Genomic DNA, 14,874 nt, shown 5'->3' with positions numbered 1-14,874 from the left:
CCGGCATCAGGAAATTTTTCCGGAAACATTTCTTCAAGTCGGCACTTTTTGGCGCATCAGCCAAGGAGGCCACAATGAAGACAAGAAAGGTGGATCGGGAAAAACTCGAACGAGCGAACCGTGAATGCAGGCTGGTCCTCGACGCCGAGCGGAAGGCAGCTGAGGGCGTTACGGCTACAAGGGAGGCCGGACAATTCGCCGGAACTCATTGCACGATCCGAGCTTGAAATCTAATGAGCGCTCGCGGCCTAAATTTCGTCGATCAATGGATTGCCAACAACATCCCAGAGTCGACCAAGGCCGACGTCATCTCGGTCGACGAACTTACCCATAAGCTCTTTGCCGATGCGAAGGCCATCGGCATCAAGAGAGAGGAGATCAGCGAAGAGGTCGACAGCCTCTATCGCACTATCCTCGATGCCATCGTGCACTACGATGCTGGCGTGCCAGAATGAGCGCTCGCGGCCGCAAGTTCCTCGACGAGTGGATTGCAAATCATCTGCCGATTGCCACCACGGGCGACCCCATCGCTGCCAGCGACCTGGCCGACCAGATGATGAAAGCCGCCGGCGAGGTTGGAATTAAACCCGACGAGATCAATGACGAGGTCTGGAGCGTCTTCGAAGTGATTTTCGAGGCTATGCACCGCCAACGGCAACCCTAGCCGCCGAACCCATCGGGCCTCTTGGAAACCGACTTTCGACTCGGGATAAGCGGGCACGAACCGGCTTGACGGAACATTAGCCGTCTCTAAAAGTTGGTGCGTGCGGCAGGTGATGCCCTCCATCGCCTGCTGAAGATCGGGCCTCCGATCGGCCCGCGCTGCCCGCAAGCGGCGCGGGCTTTCCCGCCTAACGCGGTAGGTAGGCATCACCATCGGCTCTGTGCGCAAAACAGAACCAGTGCGGCGGCTGTCTTGGCTTGCTGAATCCCCAGCCTGCGACCTTTCCACAGCCTTGATGCTCGCACACATGGCCAAGGACACCGCCATGTTCACGTGGCGCCGGCGTCATGCCTTCGGCAAGCCTGGCGGGCTCGTCACTCATCCGTAACGCTTGCCGAGTGGTGGCGCTTTTAGCGCGTCAAGCTGATCCTGAAGGCGGCCATTCAGCACCATCATTTCCTTCAGCGCCTTCATGACATTGCCCTTATGGAGAGCGACGAACTTGTCGGCGACGGCCTGCAATGCCGCCTCTTGCCTGCTGTCCAGGCTGACTATTTGGTCCATGGTCATGCCCTCCTTTAAAACAGGGAGCCTTGCGCCGGCGCCGGTATCGGAAATTTGATTTGCGTTGCCGGCTTGTCGACAATCACCAGCGCATCATCCGGAGCCGTCCGTTGAAGCTTTTTGGCCTCGGACCACGGCGCCGTAAGCCAGGTCTCGATTTCGTCCTGGCGGGTCAAGATCACCGGCATCGCCTTTTCATGGATCGGCGCAATGAGGGCGTTCGGCTTCGTGGTCATGAAGCCATAAACCTCGTGATCGCCCGGACCTTCCTTGACTTTGCGCACGCCATGCCAAGGCGTCCACAGGCCAGCGAAGAAGAACAGCGGCCGGTCCTGGTTGAGTGCGAACCAGTAGTTTCGCTGGATGCCAGTTTCGGGATCTTTGTCGCCGGGCGTAGGCGAGGGCTCCGCGAAGCTGGTCACGGCCACGACGCAGCGATTTTCGACGCCAACAAAGGATTGCCAGTGGCCATATTGTGGATTGCGGATGTTGGTGGTGCCAGAGTCAGCGTTGCCCTTGACGCGTTCGAGCGGCGTCGGCATTCCCCAGCGCAGATTGGCGAGCTCGCGCTGACCGTCCGCCGCATTGCGCACCACGGGGCCGAATTGGTTGGGGTAGAGGTCCAGCGACGGCTCAAGGTTGCCGAAGATGTCGCGTATCGTCCGCGTTAGCTGCCGGATCGCTTCCTGGCTGGTAGTGATGTTGTAGAGGTTGCACATCTCGTTGCCCCTAGTTTCGGAGGATATCCGGCACGCTCAGCGGCCCTAGCTCCAGAATGCGTTCATAGTCACCCGACCGGCGCCAGACACCCATGGCTCGGCCGTTCTCCCGGTCCTTCCTCGGATCGAACATGACGCCGCAGAAGTGGTCAAGGAACACCTTGGCGGCCGCGCGATCGGCAAAGCAGTGCAGCCGCCAATTTTCATATTTGCCGCATGACCAGATCGCCTGCACCTGCCGGGTTTGGATTTTGACGCCAAGGGCATCGCAGAATTTCGCGATGATTGCGAAGTTCCGGTCAGTGCAAATGTCATCCGGCAATGCGACCTGGTGCGGCCAATCCCGATCGATGGCCGTCGGTGTCGGGATGGATCGACCGCGCTGGCCCATCAATGCGACGTTTGTTTTTCGGTCGCAGCCTCAATTGCATCGATCGCTGCCAGCACGGCCAGCCTTTTCGGCTCGATAGGCTCCTCGGGATGGAAATGAGCGTGTTTCAGGCGGGTGAAAGCTACCGTTACGTCTGACACTAGGTCGCGCATCTTTATCGATTCGAAATCGGCGGCGACTCTCCATGCCAAGATGGCATCGTTGCCGTCAAAGACTTCCTTCCTGGCGTCGTCATCAACATAGTCGCGCAGCATCCTGAGCGCCGTTGCACGGTCGGCAAGCTGCGTTTCCGGATCGATCAGCAAATCCAATGACATGTTTGTAGGCATGCGGGCTTCCGGCCATCCGGCGCAGCAGGCATTTCTGGCTGCGGTGTAAGCATCAGACCAAGCCTGGGCAGCATCGCCTTCATCTCCTGTCAGATCATCATCTGGGTCGGCACTATCCCAGCCTTCCATCGCAAAGAACCCATCAGCCGCTTCCTCTGCTGTGAAGCCGGCATTCTCCAATGCGGCCTCCGCCGCAGCGATGCCGCGCGAAATTTCCTCGGACGTTGCGCCCGGAACGGTCAAAAGCAGGTTCATATCTGCCTCCAGTTGCTCCTAAGCGCCGCAGTGAACAAAAAGAGAACACAAGAGTCAAGGGCCTCTTGACCGAGAGGAATATGTTCCTCATTTCAAAGCATGCCCGATCAACCGGAAAGGTGGCACAAGGGTGCGCCATGGACCTTGATGCATGCCCACGATGCGGGGCAGGTGGCGCTTGTCCGTTGTCGGCATTGCAACATTAAGCGCTATTTCAAGCCGGGCGAACTGAGGGAAGTTTACGGCAACGTGCCGATCGAGGCGCTACGTGGCAAAATGCGCTGTCAGAAATGCCGGAATACCGAACACATCGACGCGGAACTCCTCCACCTCGTCGGGCTGGAGGCGGTGCAAGTCCGCTATAGGCGCCTGGCCGAAATCCGATTTGTGCGGCGGGTCATCTGGCGCGACGAGTAGAAGCTAGATCCAGCCCATCCACTGGCAAAACCCTACCGCGCCTAAGATGACGACGCCGAACGGCAGAAGACGGAGGATGAGCTTGGTATCTCCGGGGAAGCGGGTCATGCAGGCGCCTTCTTCTCAGGCGACCTTGGGGTCGGGGTTTTTGGCGTCACGACAGCAGCGACTGGCGGCGCGGGCGGCGAACAGTCGTATTGAACCTCAAACTGCGGCTGAACGATCAGGAAAGCCTTCTTTGATACGCATGTCCGTCCCGTCGATGCCAGATATTCAACAGCGGCCTGCTCGAAAAGAATTTCCGGGGGTGTCGTGTTCATCATCGTTAATCCGGTCAGCGCGCCTTGCCCCATGGCGTTGGCGATCGATGACGTGATCATCAGGCGGCTTTCGGCCGGTTTGTCATAGACTAGATATGACGTCTTCTGCGTCGGGCTGGTGTAGCTCAGTGGCTTGATGCCGGTGTAATTATCCATCGCGTACTTCATGCCAGCACAGCCCGATAGTCCAGCAGCGACCAATATTAGTGACAGCTTGTACTTCATCGTCCCCTCCCAAAACCCCGCATCAACTGGCGCGCGACGGTAAGAGAAGTCAACGGGCTTTTCTGGCTTCGATTTCGGCTCGCTTCTTGGCTCGATACTCCGCTATCGCCTTTAGCTTCTCGGGATCGTCGGTACCAAAGTCCCGCTCGACAACGTCTACCCCATCGCCGCGAAGCCGCTCCTCCTTGTCGACCCTATTTTCGATAAGCTTGCCGAGCCACACTTTTTCCTTGCCGTCTGGTCTGGCCATCGCGAATCCGGCTGTGACGCCGAAATAGTGGGCATAGAACTTCTTCACCAACGGAACGGGACGACCTTGGTGGAAAGAATCCCAACGCGGGAACCCTTTGTGTTCAAGAGCAGGAAGGACTTCGCGCTTCCACCGTGAGGCGTTCTGCTTTCCGACGATGGCGACAGCTATTTCTAGGTCGGTGGCGAAGAGCGGAAGCTTATCGAGTGCGGCGTTGGTGACTGTGGCGGGCTCGGTGGTCATTTGGTGGGCGTCCATTCCTGCATTCGTGCAACACGCTCTTGCCGCAGTAGTTTCTTGCGGTCTTCGGTCCAGTAGGCCGGGTCGCGGTTTTTGTGGTCTAGCGGCTCTGCCTCCGCGGTGGCGCGTTGAACGTCCTTGACCTCCTCCAGCGCAGCGGCGCGCTTTGCGGATCTCGATGCAACTTTGTCCCGCGATGCCTGGCGCGTTGCCTCCAGGCGGCGCTCGCGTTCGGCTGTCTCGCGCTCCTTCCGCAGGCGTCGCTTTTCGTCGCGTTTTCGTTGCTCTGTTCGCAGAATATCCTTGTAGGAGGCATCCGATGTGTAGAACGCGATCGCGCTCGCGCTCGCGCTGGCGCGCTTAGTCGCAGTAGCTGGCGCTCGCATGATCTGCCAAATGTCGAGGAGATCCTGCTCTGAGAACAGCGCGTTTCGACCATTCATGGAGCAACAGCCATACCGCTTTCCGAGCGTTATCACGCCGCGTTGCGTCATCCTCAGTCGGATGGCCGCTTCCTTCGCGGTGTAGATCGTTCCTAAAAGTGTTGCTGCAGGGATGTTGGTCATCGGCGTGACGCTATCGCCGCAGCGATCGGTGGCAATCGTCGGGACAAGATAAAAAGCAAGGGAGCGGTCTACAGCTGCGAGTTTTCCACAACTCTTATGTCCGCAGTTTCACGCCGGTGCCGTTGATGAACTCGATACCAGCCGCCTCGAGGGCGATGCGGATGGCGGCGACCGTGCGAGGCTGCAGATCTTCGCCGCGCTCCAGTCGGGTAATGGTGTTTGTGGATACGTGGGCGGCCTCGGCCAGTTCTCGTACGCCGATTTGAAGGGCGGCACGGGCCATTCTGCACTGCACAGGTGACAAATTCGCTACTCCGTTGCGATTTCGCCTTGACGTGGCGAATATGCGTTATAATGTGGACACAGTAGCGATTTCGCCACTGCAACGCAACAAGGAGCCACGCACATGCTTAATGAGGATACGTTCAAATTCGAAATCGGTGCCTGGGTGACGCACGTGGACCATCCGATGCCGTCGCTGGTTATGGAGCGGCAAATGGGTAGGCCGAAGCGCGGCGACCCGATCGAAGTCTATGGCGTACGCTCGTTCGCGTTCGAAGATCAGAACCGCGACCGGCTTATGTTGGGTCAGTTTCTCAAGCCGATCGACAGGGCGGCTTGGGATGTCTGCTTATTCAACACCGGCTCGGATGTTGACGAACCGGCCTGATCAGCCGGACCAACGCCTCGCGCGGGCTTTTTCGTGTCGGTTAGGTCAAGCGGACACATCGGCCCGAAAAATGTAACAAAATCAATGGCATTGGCGGAGAGGGAGGGATTCGAACCCCCGATGGGCTTGCACCCATGCCGCATTTCGAGTGCGGTGCATTCGACCACTCTGCCACCTCTCCGCGGTCATGGTCGGCCGTTGCCGGCGCGGCGCACTAGATAACGGCTGAACGGGCAGGTTACAAGGCCAATCCGTGAGTTATTTGGCTTGCCGGACAAGCGGCGGATTCGCGGCGGGTCCGGTGCAGGGAGACTGAAGCAGATTGTCGGCCTGCCACGCATCCTCATGCCAGACGACAGCGCGGTGCGGTGCTGCCGACATGGGGCCAGTGCTGCCCGCCAATAACAGTCCGGCGCGGCTGTTTGCCTTGACTCGCACCCAACCTTGGGTTACGGACGGCGCGCAATCGGCGTGGAGGGTTCTTCCGCGCCGCTTGTTTTTTGAACCCGCAGACTGACAAAAAGACGGCTGAACCGCCAGAGGCGGTTCATCAAGGCCGACCGAACAGCGAAAGGCAAAAAATGTTCGCAGTCATTAAAACGGGTGGCAAGCAGTATCGCGTTGCCGCCAACGATCTCCTGAAGATCGAAAAAGTCGAAGCCAATGTCGGCGATATGGTCGAGATCGGCCATGTTCTCGCGCATGGCGAGGGCGAAAATGTCACGTTCGGCGCGCCGTTCGCCGACGGCGCGGTGGTCACCGCCGAAGTCGTCGAGCAGGGCAAGAACCGCACCGTCATCGCCTTCAAGAAGCGCCGCCGGCAGAATTCGCGCCGCAAGATCGGCCATCGCCAGCTTCTGACCACCGTGCGGATCTCCGAGATCCTGCTGGGTGGCGCCAAGCCGACGAAGACGGCGGCGGTCAAGGCACCGAAGAAGGAAGCCAAGGCAGAGGCCGCCACGGAAGCGAAGGCGGAAGCCGCGCCGAAGAAGGAGCCCAAGGCCAAGGCAGCCGAGACAAAGGCAGCCGAGACCGCGGCAGCACCGCTGTTCAAGGCACCGAAGGGTGAGCCGGACGATCTGACCGTGATCAAGGGCATCGGCCCGGTCGCAGCCAAGGACCTCAACGAGCAGGGCATCATCACCTTCGCGCAGCTCGCCAAGCTGACCGACAAGGATGTCGCCAAGATCGACGAGCACATGCCCTTCAGCGCCGACCAGATCAAGGACTGGCGCGAGCAGGCCAAGGAATTGGCGGCGAAGTAATTTTTCTGGCGATTGGGTCGCCGGATCGGACTTGAAACGGAACGCGAACGCGTTCATAAGGCCTTTTAGGCGCCTTACGGCGCAACGGAGTTAGTTAGATGGCACACAAGAAAGCTGGCGGCTCGTCGCGCAACGGTCGCGACTCGCATTCCAAGCGTCTGGGCGTGAAGAAGTTCGGCGGCGAAGCCGTCATCCCGGGCAACATCATCATTCGTCAACGCGGCACCACGTGGCATCCCGGCGTCAATGTCGGCATCGGCACGGATCATACCCTTTTTGCGCTCGAAGCCGGCGCCGTGATGTTCAACAAAAAAGCCAACGGCCGAACCTACGTATCGGTCAACCCGATTACCAAAGCCGCGGAGTAGCCGGTTCCGCACTAGAACACCGGCGCCCATCTCGGGACCGGTGTCTGGCAAAGCCAGGAAAAGGATCAGGGGAGATGGGTTTCCATCTCCCCTTTTTCTTGTGCCTGGAGGACTTCAAATGGTTGCCGAAGCGGAAGACTCAGAAGACGAAAGTTACGCGATAGACTGCCCGGTGCTGGTCACCGAGCGACTGGTGATGCGGGCGCCCCATGAAGGCGACATCGCGCAACTGGCCGAGCTAGCCGACAACCGTCATGTCGCCGAAATGCTGGCCCGCATGCCGCACCCCTATGGCGAGGCCGAGGCGCGCGCCTTCCTCGCCATGGCCAAGTCGCGCCGGGCCGGCATCGCCTATGCCTTGACGCTGGCCGGTACCGACACTTTCGTCGGTTGCGCCGGCCTCAACACCACCGATCGCGGGCTGGAGCTCGGCTACTGGATCGGCGAGCCCTACTGGAAGAAGGGCTATGCGACGGAAGCAGCGCATGCGCTGGTCGATCTCGCCTTCCAGAGGACGTCTATCCAGGTGCTGCATGCCTCGACGCGGGTCATCAACCCGGCCTCGCGCCGTGTCATCCACAAATGCGGGTTCCAGTATGCCGGCCAGGGCATGCTGAACTCGATCGTCGCCGGCCAGGTGCCGGTCGAGCGCTACCGGCTCGACAGGAAGACGTGGACGAGCCTGCGGAACTGGGTGCATTTTTGATGTGTGCCGATATTCAGGTGAGGCCGGCCTGCAAACGCTGATTTTCTGCGCTTCCGGTGCTCACGTACTTTAAGTACGCTCCGCTCCGGTTCTCGAAAACCAGCGTTTTCGGCTCGGCCTGACCTGAATCTCGACACACCTCGGCGCTGAGCTTTGGTCAAAGTCAAAGGTTGGGAAAAAGATTGCAGGACAAATCTGGGGTCAGCCCAGTTCGACCCAGATCGGCAGGTGATCCGAACCGACCGCTTGCCGGTCGACCCATAGACGCTGCAGGGATCTGGCAAGCGAAGCGCTGGTGAAGATGTAGTCGATGCGCTTGTGGCGATCGGGATTTGTGGGTTGTTTGGGATCGACCCAGCTGACGAGATCGTCGCCGGTAACATTGAGGCGCACAGCGGCATCGACGGCAAAGTCGGCGGTCAGCGGCATGCCGAATTCGTGGTCCGGCCGGCCGGCGAGTTCGACATATTCGGGCGATCCGGCCAGCATGTTGAAATCGCCCATGCCGACAAAGGCTTCGGGATGCGGCAATTCCGGCAGGCCGATCTCGGCGACGCCGGACAGTGCGCCGCCTTCGAGCGCATAGTTCAACATGCGTTGGCGCAGGAACTGGATCTGGCTGGTGCGTTCGACGGGGCTGCGGTGATCGAGATGGATGGAATAGAAGCGGATGAAACCAAGCGGCGTCTCGATCAGCGCTTCCAACGCACCACGCTGGAAGTTCATCATCTCGAAGCTGCGGCTACGCGGCAAAAGCAGGTTGCGCGACAGATGAATGGGCGTTTTCGACAGCACCATGTTGCCGAGCTGGAAGGTTTTCGTGACGGCGCGGCCGTTGTCGATGTGAGAGCCGATATTGGCCTCGAAATTGCTGCCATAGACGGCGAAATAGTCTGGCAGCGCCTCGCCGATCTCGGCGACCATGTCGCGGCCGCCGTTCCTGGGATTGTTGCGGGTCACTTCCTGCAGAGCGATCACGTCGGCCCCGCGCACGGCGTCAGCGATGCGCCCGACATCGTATTGCCCGTCGAGACCGATGCCGTACTGTATGTTGTAGGTTACAAGCTTCATTCCGACGTCTCTCTGGCCAACCCCACATGGCCATTGTCACAAAACGGCCTCGCCCTTCGCCGCGCCTTGGTTTAGAGCAAGGCCCAAGGTTTAGAGCAATGCCGCAAAGCCACTAGTAGAAACTGTACAATCCCATGAAATTTCTCGATCAAGCCAAGGTCTACATCCGCTCCGGTGACGGCGGTGCCGGTTCGGTGTCGTTCCGGCGCGAAAAATTCATCGAGTTCGGCGGACCGGACGGCGGCGATGGCGGCCGTGGCGGCGATGTCTGGCTGGAGGCGGTCAACGGGCTGAACACGCTGATCGACTACCGCTATCAACAGCATTTCAAGGCCAAGACCGGCGTCCATGGCATGGGCCGCAACATGACCGGCGCCAAGGGCGCCGATGTCACGCTGAAGGTGCCGGCGGGAACGCAGGTGTTCGAAGAAGACAACGAGACGCTGATCTGCGACCTGACCGTGGTCGGCCAGCGCTTTCTCCTGGCCAAGGGCGGCAATGGCGGTTTCGGCAACCAGCATTTCAAGACCTCGACCAACCAGGCGCCGCGCCGCGCCAACCCCGGCCTGCCGGGCGAAGAGCTCAACATCTGGCTGCGGCTGAAGCTGATCGCCGATGCCGGGCTGGTCGGGCTGCCGAATGCCGGCAAGTCGACATTCCTCGCCGCCGTCACCGCGGCCAAGCCGAAGATCGCCGACTATCCGTTCACGACGCTGCATCCCGGCCTCGGCGTCGCCCGCATCGACGCGCGCGAATTCGTCATCGCCGACATTCCGGGCCTCATCGAAGGTGCGCATGAGGGCGTCGGCATCGGCGACCGTTTCCTTGGCCATGTCGAGCGCACGCGCGTGCTGCTGCATCTGGTTTCGGCGCAGGAGGAGAATCCGGGCAAGGCCTACAAGACCGTGCGCGCCGAACTGGAGGCCTATGGCAACGGTCTGACCGACAAGGTCGAGATCGTCGCGCTTTCCCAGGTCGACACGCTCGACGCCGAGGCGCGCAAGAAGAAGGTCGCCTCGTTGAAACGTGCCGCCGGCCGCGCACCGATGCTGTTGTCGGCCGTCACCGGCGAAGGCGTCGAGGCGGTGTTGCGGGCGCTGATGTCGGTGGTGGCCGAGGCGCGCGCGCAGATCGCTGCCCCGGTCGAGACACGCTGGGACAGATAGGACGATGCAGTCGCTGAAAAAATATCGGCGCATCACCGTCAAGATCGGCTCGGCGCTGCTTGTCGACCGCACGACGGGCCTCAAGCGCGACTGGCTGGCCTCGCTCGCCGACGACATTGCCGTGCTGGCCCAGGGCGGCGCTGAAATCCTCGTCGTGTCGTCAGGCGCCATCGCGCTTGGCCGCACCATCCTTGGCCTCGGCAAGCGGGCCCTGAAGCTCGAGGAAAGCCAGGCGGCGGCAGCCGTCGGGCAGATCGCGCTGGCCGGCGCCTGGTCGGATGCGCTCGGCAAGGGCAGCCTGAAATCGGGCCAGATCCTGCTGACGCTCGGCGACACCGAGGAGCGCCGCCGCTATCTCAACGCGCGGGCGACGATCTCGACGCTGCTCAAGATGAAGGCGGTGCCGGTCATCAACGAGAACGACACGGTGGCGACGTCCGAAATCCGCTATGGCGACAATGACCGGCTGGCGGCTCGTGTCGCCACCATGATGGGCGCTGATCTCCTGGTGCTGCTCTCCGACATCGACGGCCTCTACACGGCGCCGCCGGCGCGCGACCCCAACGCCAAATTCATTCCGGTGGTCGATCGCATTACGCCCGACATAGAGGCAATGGCGGGCGCCGCCGCTTCCGAGCTGTCTCGCGGCGGTATGCGCACGAAGCTCGATGCCGGCAAGATCGCCACCGCCGCCGGCACGGCCATGATCATCACGTCGGGCACGCGGCTGTCGCCGCTGATGGCGATCGAACGCGGCGAACGCGCCACCTTCTTCCGGCCCAGCTCCAATCCGGTCAAGGGTTACAAGACCTGGATCGCCGGCCAGCTCGAACCGGCCGGCCGGCTGACGGTCGATGCCGGCGCCATCGGCGCGCTTCTATCGGGCAAGTCGCTGCTGCCGGCCGGCGTTAAGCTGGTCAGCGGCAATTTCTCGCGCGGCGATACGGTGGCGATCCTGTCGCCCGAGGGCCGCGAGATCGCGCGCGGGCTGGTTGCCTATGATGCCGCCGATGCCGTAAGGATCGCAGGCCTGAAGACGGCCGAGATCGAAACGGTGCTCGGTTACGAGGCGCGTTCGGCTATGATCCACCGCGACGACCTTGTGGTGAGCCATTCCGGCGACCAAGTACGGGCCAGCGACCAAGTAGGGGTCAGCGACCAAATAGGGGCCGGTGACCAGGTAACCAGCGGAGGATGAGCCATGCTGAAATTGCATGAAAAATCCGGGGACGACACCGTGGCAACGATGGCCGATATCGGCCGCCGCGCCCGCGCTGCCGCCCGACCGCTGGCCATTGCCACGACCGCCGCCAAGAACGCCGCACTCCTCGCCATGGCAGAGGCGATCGTCGCTCGTGAGCCGGATATTCTCGACGCCAACGCCATCGACATCTCGAATGGCCAGGAATCCGGGCTTTCCGCCTCCTTCATGGATCGGCTGAAGCTCAATCCGGCGCGCATTCGCGCCATGGCTGACGGCATCAGGGAAATCGCGGCGCTGCGCGATCCGGTCGGCGACGTGATCGCGCAATGGGACCGGCCGAATGGCCTGCATATCGAGCGCGTGCGCACGCCGCTTGGCGTCGTCGGCGTCATCTATGAGAGTCGCCCGAACGTCACGGCGGATGCCGGCGCGCTGTGCCTGAAGGCCGGCAATCCGGTGATCCTGCGCGGCGGCTCGGATTCGCTCAATTCCTCGGCCGCTATCCATGCCTGCCTGGTCGAAGGGCTGAAGGAAGCCGGCCTGCCGGAAGACGCCATCCAGCTGGTGCCGACCACCGATCGCGCCGCCGTCGGCGAGATGCTGAAGGGCTTAAGCGGTACGCTGGACGTCATCATCCCGCGCGGCGGCAAAAGCCTCGTCGGCCGGGTGCAGAACGAGGCGCGGGTGCCGGTCTTCGCGCATCTCGAAGGCATCTGCCATCTCTACATCGACCGCTCGGCCGATCTCGACATGGCGGTGAGGATTGCGGTCAACGCCAAGATGCGGCGCACCGGCGTCTGTGGTGCCGCCGAGACGCTGCTGGTCGACCGCACGGTTGCCTCCACGCATCTGGTGCCGATCCTCGACGCCCTGCGCGCCGCTGGCTGCGAAATCCATGCCGATGCCGACGTGCTGAAAGTGTTTTTCGATGCCAAGCCGGCGACCGATTCCGACTGGGTGACCGAATATCTCGATGCCATCATCGCGGTGAAGCTGGTCGACGGTATCGGTGGTGCGATCGAACACATCGAAACCTTTTCCTCGCATCACACCGAAGCGATCGTCGCCGAGGATGCGCAAGCGGTCGAAAAATTCTTCAACGAGATCGATTCGGCGATCCTGCTGCACAACGCCTCGACGCAGTTTGCCGACGGCGGCGAGTTCGGCATGGGCGCCGAGATCGGCATCGCCACCGGCAAGATGCATGCGCGCGGACCGGTCGGCGTCGAGCAGCTGACTTCGTTCAAATACCGCGTGCGCGGGTCGGGACAGGTGAGGCCTTGAAGCTTTTCGTCGATAGAGCCTGAGGCCTTGCGCCAAGCTACCCCCCTCTGTCCTGCCGGACATCTCCCCCGCAAGGGGGGAGATTGGCTGATATTTCTGATTTCGCCAATCCTCAACGCTGCAAGATTTACGCCTTCGGCGAAATTGCTGATCTCCCCCCTTGCGGGGGAGATGCCCGGTAGGGCAGAGGGGGGTGCCTAGCGCAATGCTATCTCCTTCCCCACCCGTCGCCCCATCCCACTATCTCAAAATGCCGCATGCCGAGAAAGGGCTGGCCGTCGGCCTGTTCGGCGGTTCGTTCAATCCGCCGCATGCCGGCCACGCGCTGGTCGCCGAGATTGCGCTGCGACGCCTGGCACTCGACCAGCTGTGGTGGATGGTGACGCCGGGCAATCCGCTGAAGAACACCAGGGAATTGGCGCCGCTCGGCGAGCGGCTGCAGCTGTCCGAACAGATCGCCAAGAATCCGAAGATCAAGGTCACCGCCTTCGAAGCCGCCCATCACGTCCGCTACACCGCCGACACGCTGGCGCTGGTCAAGGCGCGCAATCCGGGCGTCGATTTCGTCTGGATCATGGGTGCCGATAGTTTGCGTGATTTCCACCGCTGGCAGCGCTGGCGCGAGATCGTCATGACCTTCCCGATCGCCGTCATCGACCGCCCGGGAGCGACGCTGTCGTTCCTGTCGTCGGTCGTCGCCAAGACCTTCGACTATGCCCGCGTCGACGAGGGCGATGCGCCGCGGCTGGCCCGCATGAAGGCGCCGGCCTGGACCTTCATCCACGGCCCGCGTTCGCCGCTGTCGTCGAGTGCGATCCGCAAGCTGGCGAAGGGGTGAGCCCACTCGCCCGGCCATGTCGCTTTTATCGCTCCCTTTGCCCGTTTCATGGGCAATCCTGAGCAGGCATGTCGATTCCCAGGAAAAACCGCAGCGAAGCCGAGCAGGGCGCCGAGCCCACGCCGCTGATCGCGATTGCCAGCGTCATCGTGTCGATGGCGCTGATTGCTGTCGGCAACGGGCTGATGTTTGCCTATATCCCGGTCCGGCTCGGCGCCGAGGGCTTCGATCCGACCTGGGCCGGGCTGATCATCACCGGACTTTCAGCGGGCGGCCTCGCCGGCTGTATCCTGACCGGACCGCTGGTGCGAAGGGTTGGCCATGCCCGTGCCTTCATGGTGCTGTCGGCGCTGATCGCGCTGGCCAATGCCGCTGTCGGCGCCGGGGTCCATCCGCTGCTGTGGATCGCCGCCCGCGCGCTCTACGGCTTTGCCATATGCGGCCTGTTCATCGTCGCCCAGAGCTGGCTCAACGATGCCATTGCCAACGCCATCCGCGGCCGGGTGATGGCTTTCTTCTACGTTGCCTATGTCGCCGGGCTTGGCGTCGGCTATGCGACGCTGGCGCTGGTCGATATCAGGACGGCGGATGCGCCGCTGATCGGTATCGTCTTCACGGCGCTGTCGATCCTCCCCGTGGGGATGACGCGGCTGGCCCAGCCGCCGGCACCGCAGGCGGCCTCGGTGGCGCTGCGCCGGGCCTGGCGGATTTCGCCGGTCGGCGTTGCCGGCATGCTGGCGGTTGGCGGCCTGTCGATGTCGATCGCCGGCTTTGCGCCGATCCATGCCACGGCCAAGGGCTACAGCCAGGCTGACGTCGCGCTTCTGCTTTCGGCGATGCCGGTCGGCACGCTGATCCTACAGATCCCGCTTGGCTGGATTTCCGACCGCACAGACCGCCGCTATGTGCTGATCGTCGCATCCGCGCTTGCCATGGTCGCCGGCCTGTTTGCGCTTGGGTTCGATGGCGGCGCGCTGGCGGCGCTGGTGGTAATTTATATCGTTTGGGATGGCGCCTCGGAATCGATCTATTCGCTTTCCAGCGCGCATGCCTCCGACCGCGCCGGCAAGGAGGACATGGTGGCACTGTCCAGCTCGCTTTTGTTCGCGTGGTCGCTTTCTGGCTTCATCGTGCCCGGCATCGTGACTGCGCTTTCGGCCGTCTTTGGCACGCAGGCGTTCATCTATGTGGCGATCCTCATCGCCGCTGCCTTCTGCCTGTTCGTGCTTCTGCGCGTGTTCACGACGCGTCCGGTTCCCGCCGGTGAAACCGGCAGTTTCGCGCCGATGACGGCGCAAGCGCCTTTGCCGGTCGAACTTGCGTTCGCGCCGGACGAGCAAGATCGGCGCAAGGGCTAATGGA

General features: G+C 61.8%; 21 protein-coding genes and 1 tRNA gene. 12 read left to right on the top strand and 10 right to left on the bottom strand.

What is annotated here, in order from left to right; translation table 11 throughout:
• The first annotated feature begins 233 nt into the window (after positions 1–233).
• Both ACFOJ9_RS31205 and ACFOJ9_RS31200 read left to right on the top strand, forming a co-directional pair.
• Positions 234–455 carry a DUF768 domain-containing protein gene (locus tag ACFOJ9_RS31205; RefSeq protein WP_378984826.1) on the top strand — a complete coding sequence of 74 codons (222 nt, stop codon included), beginning with the start codon at positions 234–236 and terminating at the stop codon, positions 453–455.
• Positions 452–664 carry a DUF768 domain-containing protein gene (locus ACFOJ9_RS31200; protein WP_378984824.1) on the top strand — a complete coding sequence of 71 codons (213 nt, stop codon included), beginning with the start codon at positions 452–454 and terminating at the stop codon, positions 662–664. The genes ACFOJ9_RS31205 and ACFOJ9_RS31200 overlap by 4 nt, the downstream gene beginning before the upstream one ends.
• 378 nt (positions 665–1,042) lie before the next feature.
• Here the strand turns inward: ACFOJ9_RS31200 and ACFOJ9_RS31195 are convergent, their stop codons facing one another.
• From ACFOJ9_RS31195 to ACFOJ9_RS31180, 4 genes are read right to left on the bottom strand one after another with little or no spacing between them, the layout of a single operon-like run.
• The gene (locus tag ACFOJ9_RS31195; protein WP_378984822.1) at positions 1,043–1,234 is read right to left on the bottom strand and encodes a hypothetical protein; all 192 of its coding nucleotides are present in this window, start codon (positions 1,232–1,234) and stop codon (positions 1,043–1,045) included.
• Between the two features lie 8 nt (positions 1,235–1,242).
• Positions 1,243–1,947 (bottom strand): SOS response-associated peptidase, encoded by a 705-nt coding sequence (locus ACFOJ9_RS31190; RefSeq protein WP_378984820.1) that lies wholly within the window; start codon positions 1,945–1,947, stop codon positions 1,243–1,245.
• A 10-nt stretch (positions 1,948–1,957) separates the two neighbouring features.
• On the bottom strand, positions 1,958–2,338 hold the full coding sequence (locus ACFOJ9_RS31185) for a hypothetical protein (RefSeq protein WP_378984818.1): 381 nt from the start codon (positions 2,336–2,338) through the stop codon (positions 1,958–1,960).
• Complete coding sequence (locus tag ACFOJ9_RS31180) at positions 2,338–2,922, bottom strand: hypothetical protein (protein WP_378984816.1); 585 nt, start codon at positions 2,920–2,922, stop codon at positions 2,338–2,340. Before ACFOJ9_RS31180 ends, ACFOJ9_RS31185 begins: the two co-directional genes overlap by 1 nt.
• 147 nt (positions 2,923–3,069) lie before the next feature.
• Between ACFOJ9_RS31180 and ACFOJ9_RS31175 the strand changes: the two genes are divergently transcribed.
• The gene (locus ACFOJ9_RS31175) at positions 3,070–3,339 is read left to right on the top strand and encodes a hypothetical protein (protein WP_378984814.1); all 270 of its coding nucleotides are present in this window, start codon (positions 3,070–3,072) and stop codon (positions 3,337–3,339) included.
• Positions 3,340–3,443: 104 nt separating this feature from the next.
• On the opposite strand, the gene ACFOJ9_RS31170 is transcribed toward ACFOJ9_RS31175, so the two are convergent.
• From ACFOJ9_RS31170 to ACFOJ9_RS31155, 4 genes are all read right to left on the bottom strand, one after another.
• A complete protein-coding gene (locus tag ACFOJ9_RS31170; RefSeq protein ID WP_378984812.1) occupies positions 3,444–3,884 on the bottom strand; it encodes a hypothetical protein in 441 nt (146 codons plus the stop codon).
• 49 nt (positions 3,885–3,933) lie between these two features.
• A complete protein-coding gene (locus ACFOJ9_RS31165; protein ID WP_378984810.1) occupies positions 3,934–4,377 on the bottom strand; it encodes a hypothetical protein in 444 nt (147 codons plus the stop codon).
• Positions 4,374–4,940 carry a hypothetical protein gene (locus tag ACFOJ9_RS31160; RefSeq protein ID WP_378984808.1) on the bottom strand — a complete coding sequence of 189 codons (567 nt, stop codon included), beginning with the start codon at positions 4,938–4,940 and terminating at the stop codon, positions 4,374–4,376. The genes ACFOJ9_RS31165 and ACFOJ9_RS31160 overlap by 4 nt, the downstream gene beginning before the upstream one ends.
• A gap of 94 nt (positions 4,941–5,034) precedes the next feature.
• Entirely contained in the window at positions 5,035–5,223 is a 189-nt protein-coding gene (locus ACFOJ9_RS31155) for a helix-turn-helix domain-containing protein (RefSeq protein WP_378984806.1), read from the bottom strand.
• A 123-nt stretch (positions 5,224–5,346) separates the two neighbouring features.
• Here ACFOJ9_RS31155 and ACFOJ9_RS31150 point away from each other — a divergent pair, with 123 nt between their 5' ends.
• Positions 5,347–5,610 (top strand): hypothetical protein, encoded by a 264-nt coding sequence (locus ACFOJ9_RS31150; RefSeq protein WP_378984804.1) that lies wholly within the window; start codon positions 5,347–5,349, stop codon positions 5,608–5,610.
• A 91-nt stretch (positions 5,611–5,701) separates the two neighbouring features.
• On the opposite strand, the gene ACFOJ9_RS31145 is transcribed toward ACFOJ9_RS31150, so the two are convergent.
• A tRNA-Ser gene (locus ACFOJ9_RS31145) sits at positions 5,702–5,791 on the bottom strand.
• 400 nt (positions 5,792–6,191) lie between these two features.
• Here ACFOJ9_RS31145 and ACFOJ9_RS31140 point away from each other — a divergent pair.
• From ACFOJ9_RS31140 to ACFOJ9_RS31130, 3 genes are all read left to right on the top strand, one after another.
• Positions 6,192–6,875, top strand: coding sequence for a 50S ribosomal protein L21 (locus ACFOJ9_RS31140; protein ID WP_378984802.1), 684 nt, complete (start codon positions 6,192–6,194; stop codon positions 6,873–6,875).
• Between the two features lie 98 nt (positions 6,876–6,973).
• The gene (gene rpmA / locus ACFOJ9_RS31135; protein WP_091578900.1) at positions 6,974–7,243 is read left to right on the top strand and encodes a 50S ribosomal protein L27; all 270 of its coding nucleotides are present in this window, start codon (positions 6,974–6,976) and stop codon (positions 7,241–7,243) included.
• Positions 7,244–7,361: 118 nt separating this feature from the next.
• On the top strand, positions 7,362–7,949 hold the full coding sequence (locus ACFOJ9_RS31130; protein WP_378984800.1) for a GNAT family N-acetyltransferase: 588 nt from the start codon (positions 7,362–7,364) through the stop codon (positions 7,947–7,949).
• 201 nt (positions 7,950–8,150) lie between these two features.
• Here the strand turns inward: ACFOJ9_RS31130 and ACFOJ9_RS31125 are convergent, their stop codons facing one another.
• Positions 8,151–9,020 carry an endonuclease/exonuclease/phosphatase family protein gene (locus ACFOJ9_RS31125; RefSeq protein ID WP_378984798.1) on the bottom strand — a complete coding sequence of 290 codons (870 nt, stop codon included), beginning with the start codon at positions 9,018–9,020 and terminating at the stop codon, positions 8,151–8,153.
• A 134-nt stretch (positions 9,021–9,154) separates the two neighbouring features.
• On the opposite strand from ACFOJ9_RS31125, the gene obgE reads away from it, so the two are divergent.
• The 5 genes from obgE (at position 9,155) to ACFOJ9_RS31100 (ending at position 14,870) form a co-directional block, all read left to right on the top strand.
• A complete protein-coding gene (gene obgE / locus ACFOJ9_RS31120) occupies positions 9,155–10,186 on the top strand; it encodes a GTPase ObgE (protein WP_127260464.1) in 1,032 nt (343 codons plus the stop codon).
• Positions 10,187–10,190: 4 nt separating this feature from the next.
• Positions 10,191–11,384 carry a glutamate 5-kinase gene (proB, locus tag ACFOJ9_RS31115; RefSeq protein WP_378984794.1) on the top strand — a complete coding sequence of 398 codons (1,194 nt, stop codon included), beginning with the start codon at positions 10,191–10,193 and terminating at the stop codon, positions 11,382–11,384.
• Between the two features lie 3 nt (positions 11,385–11,387).
• The gene (locus ACFOJ9_RS31110; protein WP_378984791.1) at positions 11,388–12,674 is read left to right on the top strand and encodes a glutamate-5-semialdehyde dehydrogenase; all 1,287 of its coding nucleotides are present in this window, start codon (positions 11,388–11,390) and stop codon (positions 12,672–12,674) included.
• A gap of 205 nt (positions 12,675–12,879) precedes the next feature.
• Positions 12,880–13,512, top strand: a complete 633-nt coding sequence (locus ACFOJ9_RS31105) for a nicotinate-nucleotide adenylyltransferase (protein ID WP_378984789.1) — start codon at positions 12,880–12,882, stop codon at positions 13,510–13,512.
• Between the two features lie 68 nt (positions 13,513–13,580).
• Positions 13,581–14,870: an MFS transporter gene (locus tag ACFOJ9_RS31100; protein ID WP_378984787.1), complete on the top strand. Its 1,290-nt coding sequence runs from the start codon at positions 13,581–13,583 to the stop codon at positions 14,868–14,870.
• Positions 14,871–14,874 lie beyond the last annotated feature (4 nt).

This window comes from Mesorhizobium cantuariense, assembly GCF_042647205.1.
Classification (GTDB): Bacteria; Pseudomonadota; Alphaproteobacteria; order Rhizobiales; family Rhizobiaceae; genus Mesorhizobium; species Mesorhizobium cantuariense.
Note: the sequence above shows the minus strand (reverse complement) of the source record. Positions and strands in the feature narration are given on the sequence as shown.

Excerpts from the sequence above, each read along its gene's own strand:
- ACFOJ9_RS31205 (WP_378984826.1), top strand. The coding sequence starts at position 234 with ATGAGCGCTCGCGGCCTAAATTTCGTCGATCAATGGATTGCCAACAAC.
- ACFOJ9_RS31200 (WP_378984824.1), top strand. The coding sequence starts at position 452 with ATGAGCGCTCGCGGCCGCAAGTTCCTCGACGAGTGGATTGCAAATCAT.
- ACFOJ9_RS31195 (WP_378984822.1), bottom strand. The coding sequence starts at position 1,234 with ATGACCATGGACCAAATAGTCAGCCTGGACAGCAGGCAAGAGGCGGCA.
- ACFOJ9_RS31190 (WP_378984820.1), bottom strand. The coding sequence starts at position 1,947 with ATGTGCAACCTCTACAACATCACTACCAGCCAGGAAGCGATCCGGCAG.
- ACFOJ9_RS31185 (WP_378984818.1), bottom strand. The coding sequence starts at position 2,338 with ATGGGCCAGCGCGGTCGATCCATCCCGACACCGACGGCCATCGATCGG.
- ACFOJ9_RS31180 (WP_378984816.1), bottom strand. The coding sequence starts at position 2,922 with ATGAACCTGCTTTTGACCGTTCCGGGCGCAACGTCCGAGGAAATTTCG.
- ACFOJ9_RS31175 (WP_378984814.1), top strand. The coding sequence starts at position 3,070 with ATGCATGCCCACGATGCGGGGCAGGTGGCGCTTGTCCGTTGTCGGCAT.
- ACFOJ9_RS31170 (WP_378984812.1), bottom strand. The coding sequence starts at position 3,884 with ATGAAGTACAAGCTGTCACTAATATTGGTCGCTGCTGGACTATCGGGC.
- ACFOJ9_RS31165 (WP_378984810.1), bottom strand. The coding sequence starts at position 4,377 with ATGACCACCGAGCCCGCCACAGTCACCAACGCCGCACTCGATAAGCTT.
- ACFOJ9_RS31160 (WP_378984808.1), bottom strand. The coding sequence starts at position 4,940 with ATGACCAACATCCCTGCAGCAACACTTTTAGGAACGATCTACACCGCG.
- ACFOJ9_RS31155 (WP_378984806.1), bottom strand. The coding sequence starts at position 5,223 with ATGGCCCGTGCCGCCCTTCAAATCGGCGTACGAGAACTGGCCGAGGCC.
- ACFOJ9_RS31150 (WP_378984804.1), top strand. The coding sequence starts at position 5,347 with ATGCTTAATGAGGATACGTTCAAATTCGAAATCGGTGCCTGGGTGACG.
- ACFOJ9_RS31140 (WP_378984802.1), top strand. The coding sequence starts at position 6,192 with ATGTTCGCAGTCATTAAAACGGGTGGCAAGCAGTATCGCGTTGCCGCC.
- rpmA (WP_091578900.1), top strand. The coding sequence starts at position 6,974 with ATGGCACACAAGAAAGCTGGCGGCTCGTCGCGCAACGGTCGCGACTCG.
- ACFOJ9_RS31130 (WP_378984800.1), top strand. The coding sequence starts at position 7,362 with ATGGTTGCCGAAGCGGAAGACTCAGAAGACGAAAGTTACGCGATAGAC.
- ACFOJ9_RS31125 (WP_378984798.1), bottom strand. The coding sequence starts at position 9,020 with ATGAAGCTTGTAACCTACAACATACAGTACGGCATCGGTCTCGACGGG.
- obgE (WP_127260464.1), top strand. The coding sequence starts at position 9,155 with ATGAAATTTCTCGATCAAGCCAAGGTCTACATCCGCTCCGGTGACGGC.
- proB (WP_378984794.1), top strand. The coding sequence starts at position 10,191 with ATGCAGTCGCTGAAAAAATATCGGCGCATCACCGTCAAGATCGGCTCG.
- ACFOJ9_RS31110 (WP_378984791.1), top strand. The coding sequence starts at position 11,388 with ATGCTGAAATTGCATGAAAAATCCGGGGACGACACCGTGGCAACGATG.
- ACFOJ9_RS31105 (WP_378984789.1), top strand. The coding sequence starts at position 12,880 with ATGCTATCTCCTTCCCCACCCGTCGCCCCATCCCACTATCTCAAAATG.
- ACFOJ9_RS31100 (WP_378984787.1), top strand. The coding sequence starts at position 13,581 with ATGTCGATTCCCAGGAAAAACCGCAGCGAAGCCGAGCAGGGCGCCGAG.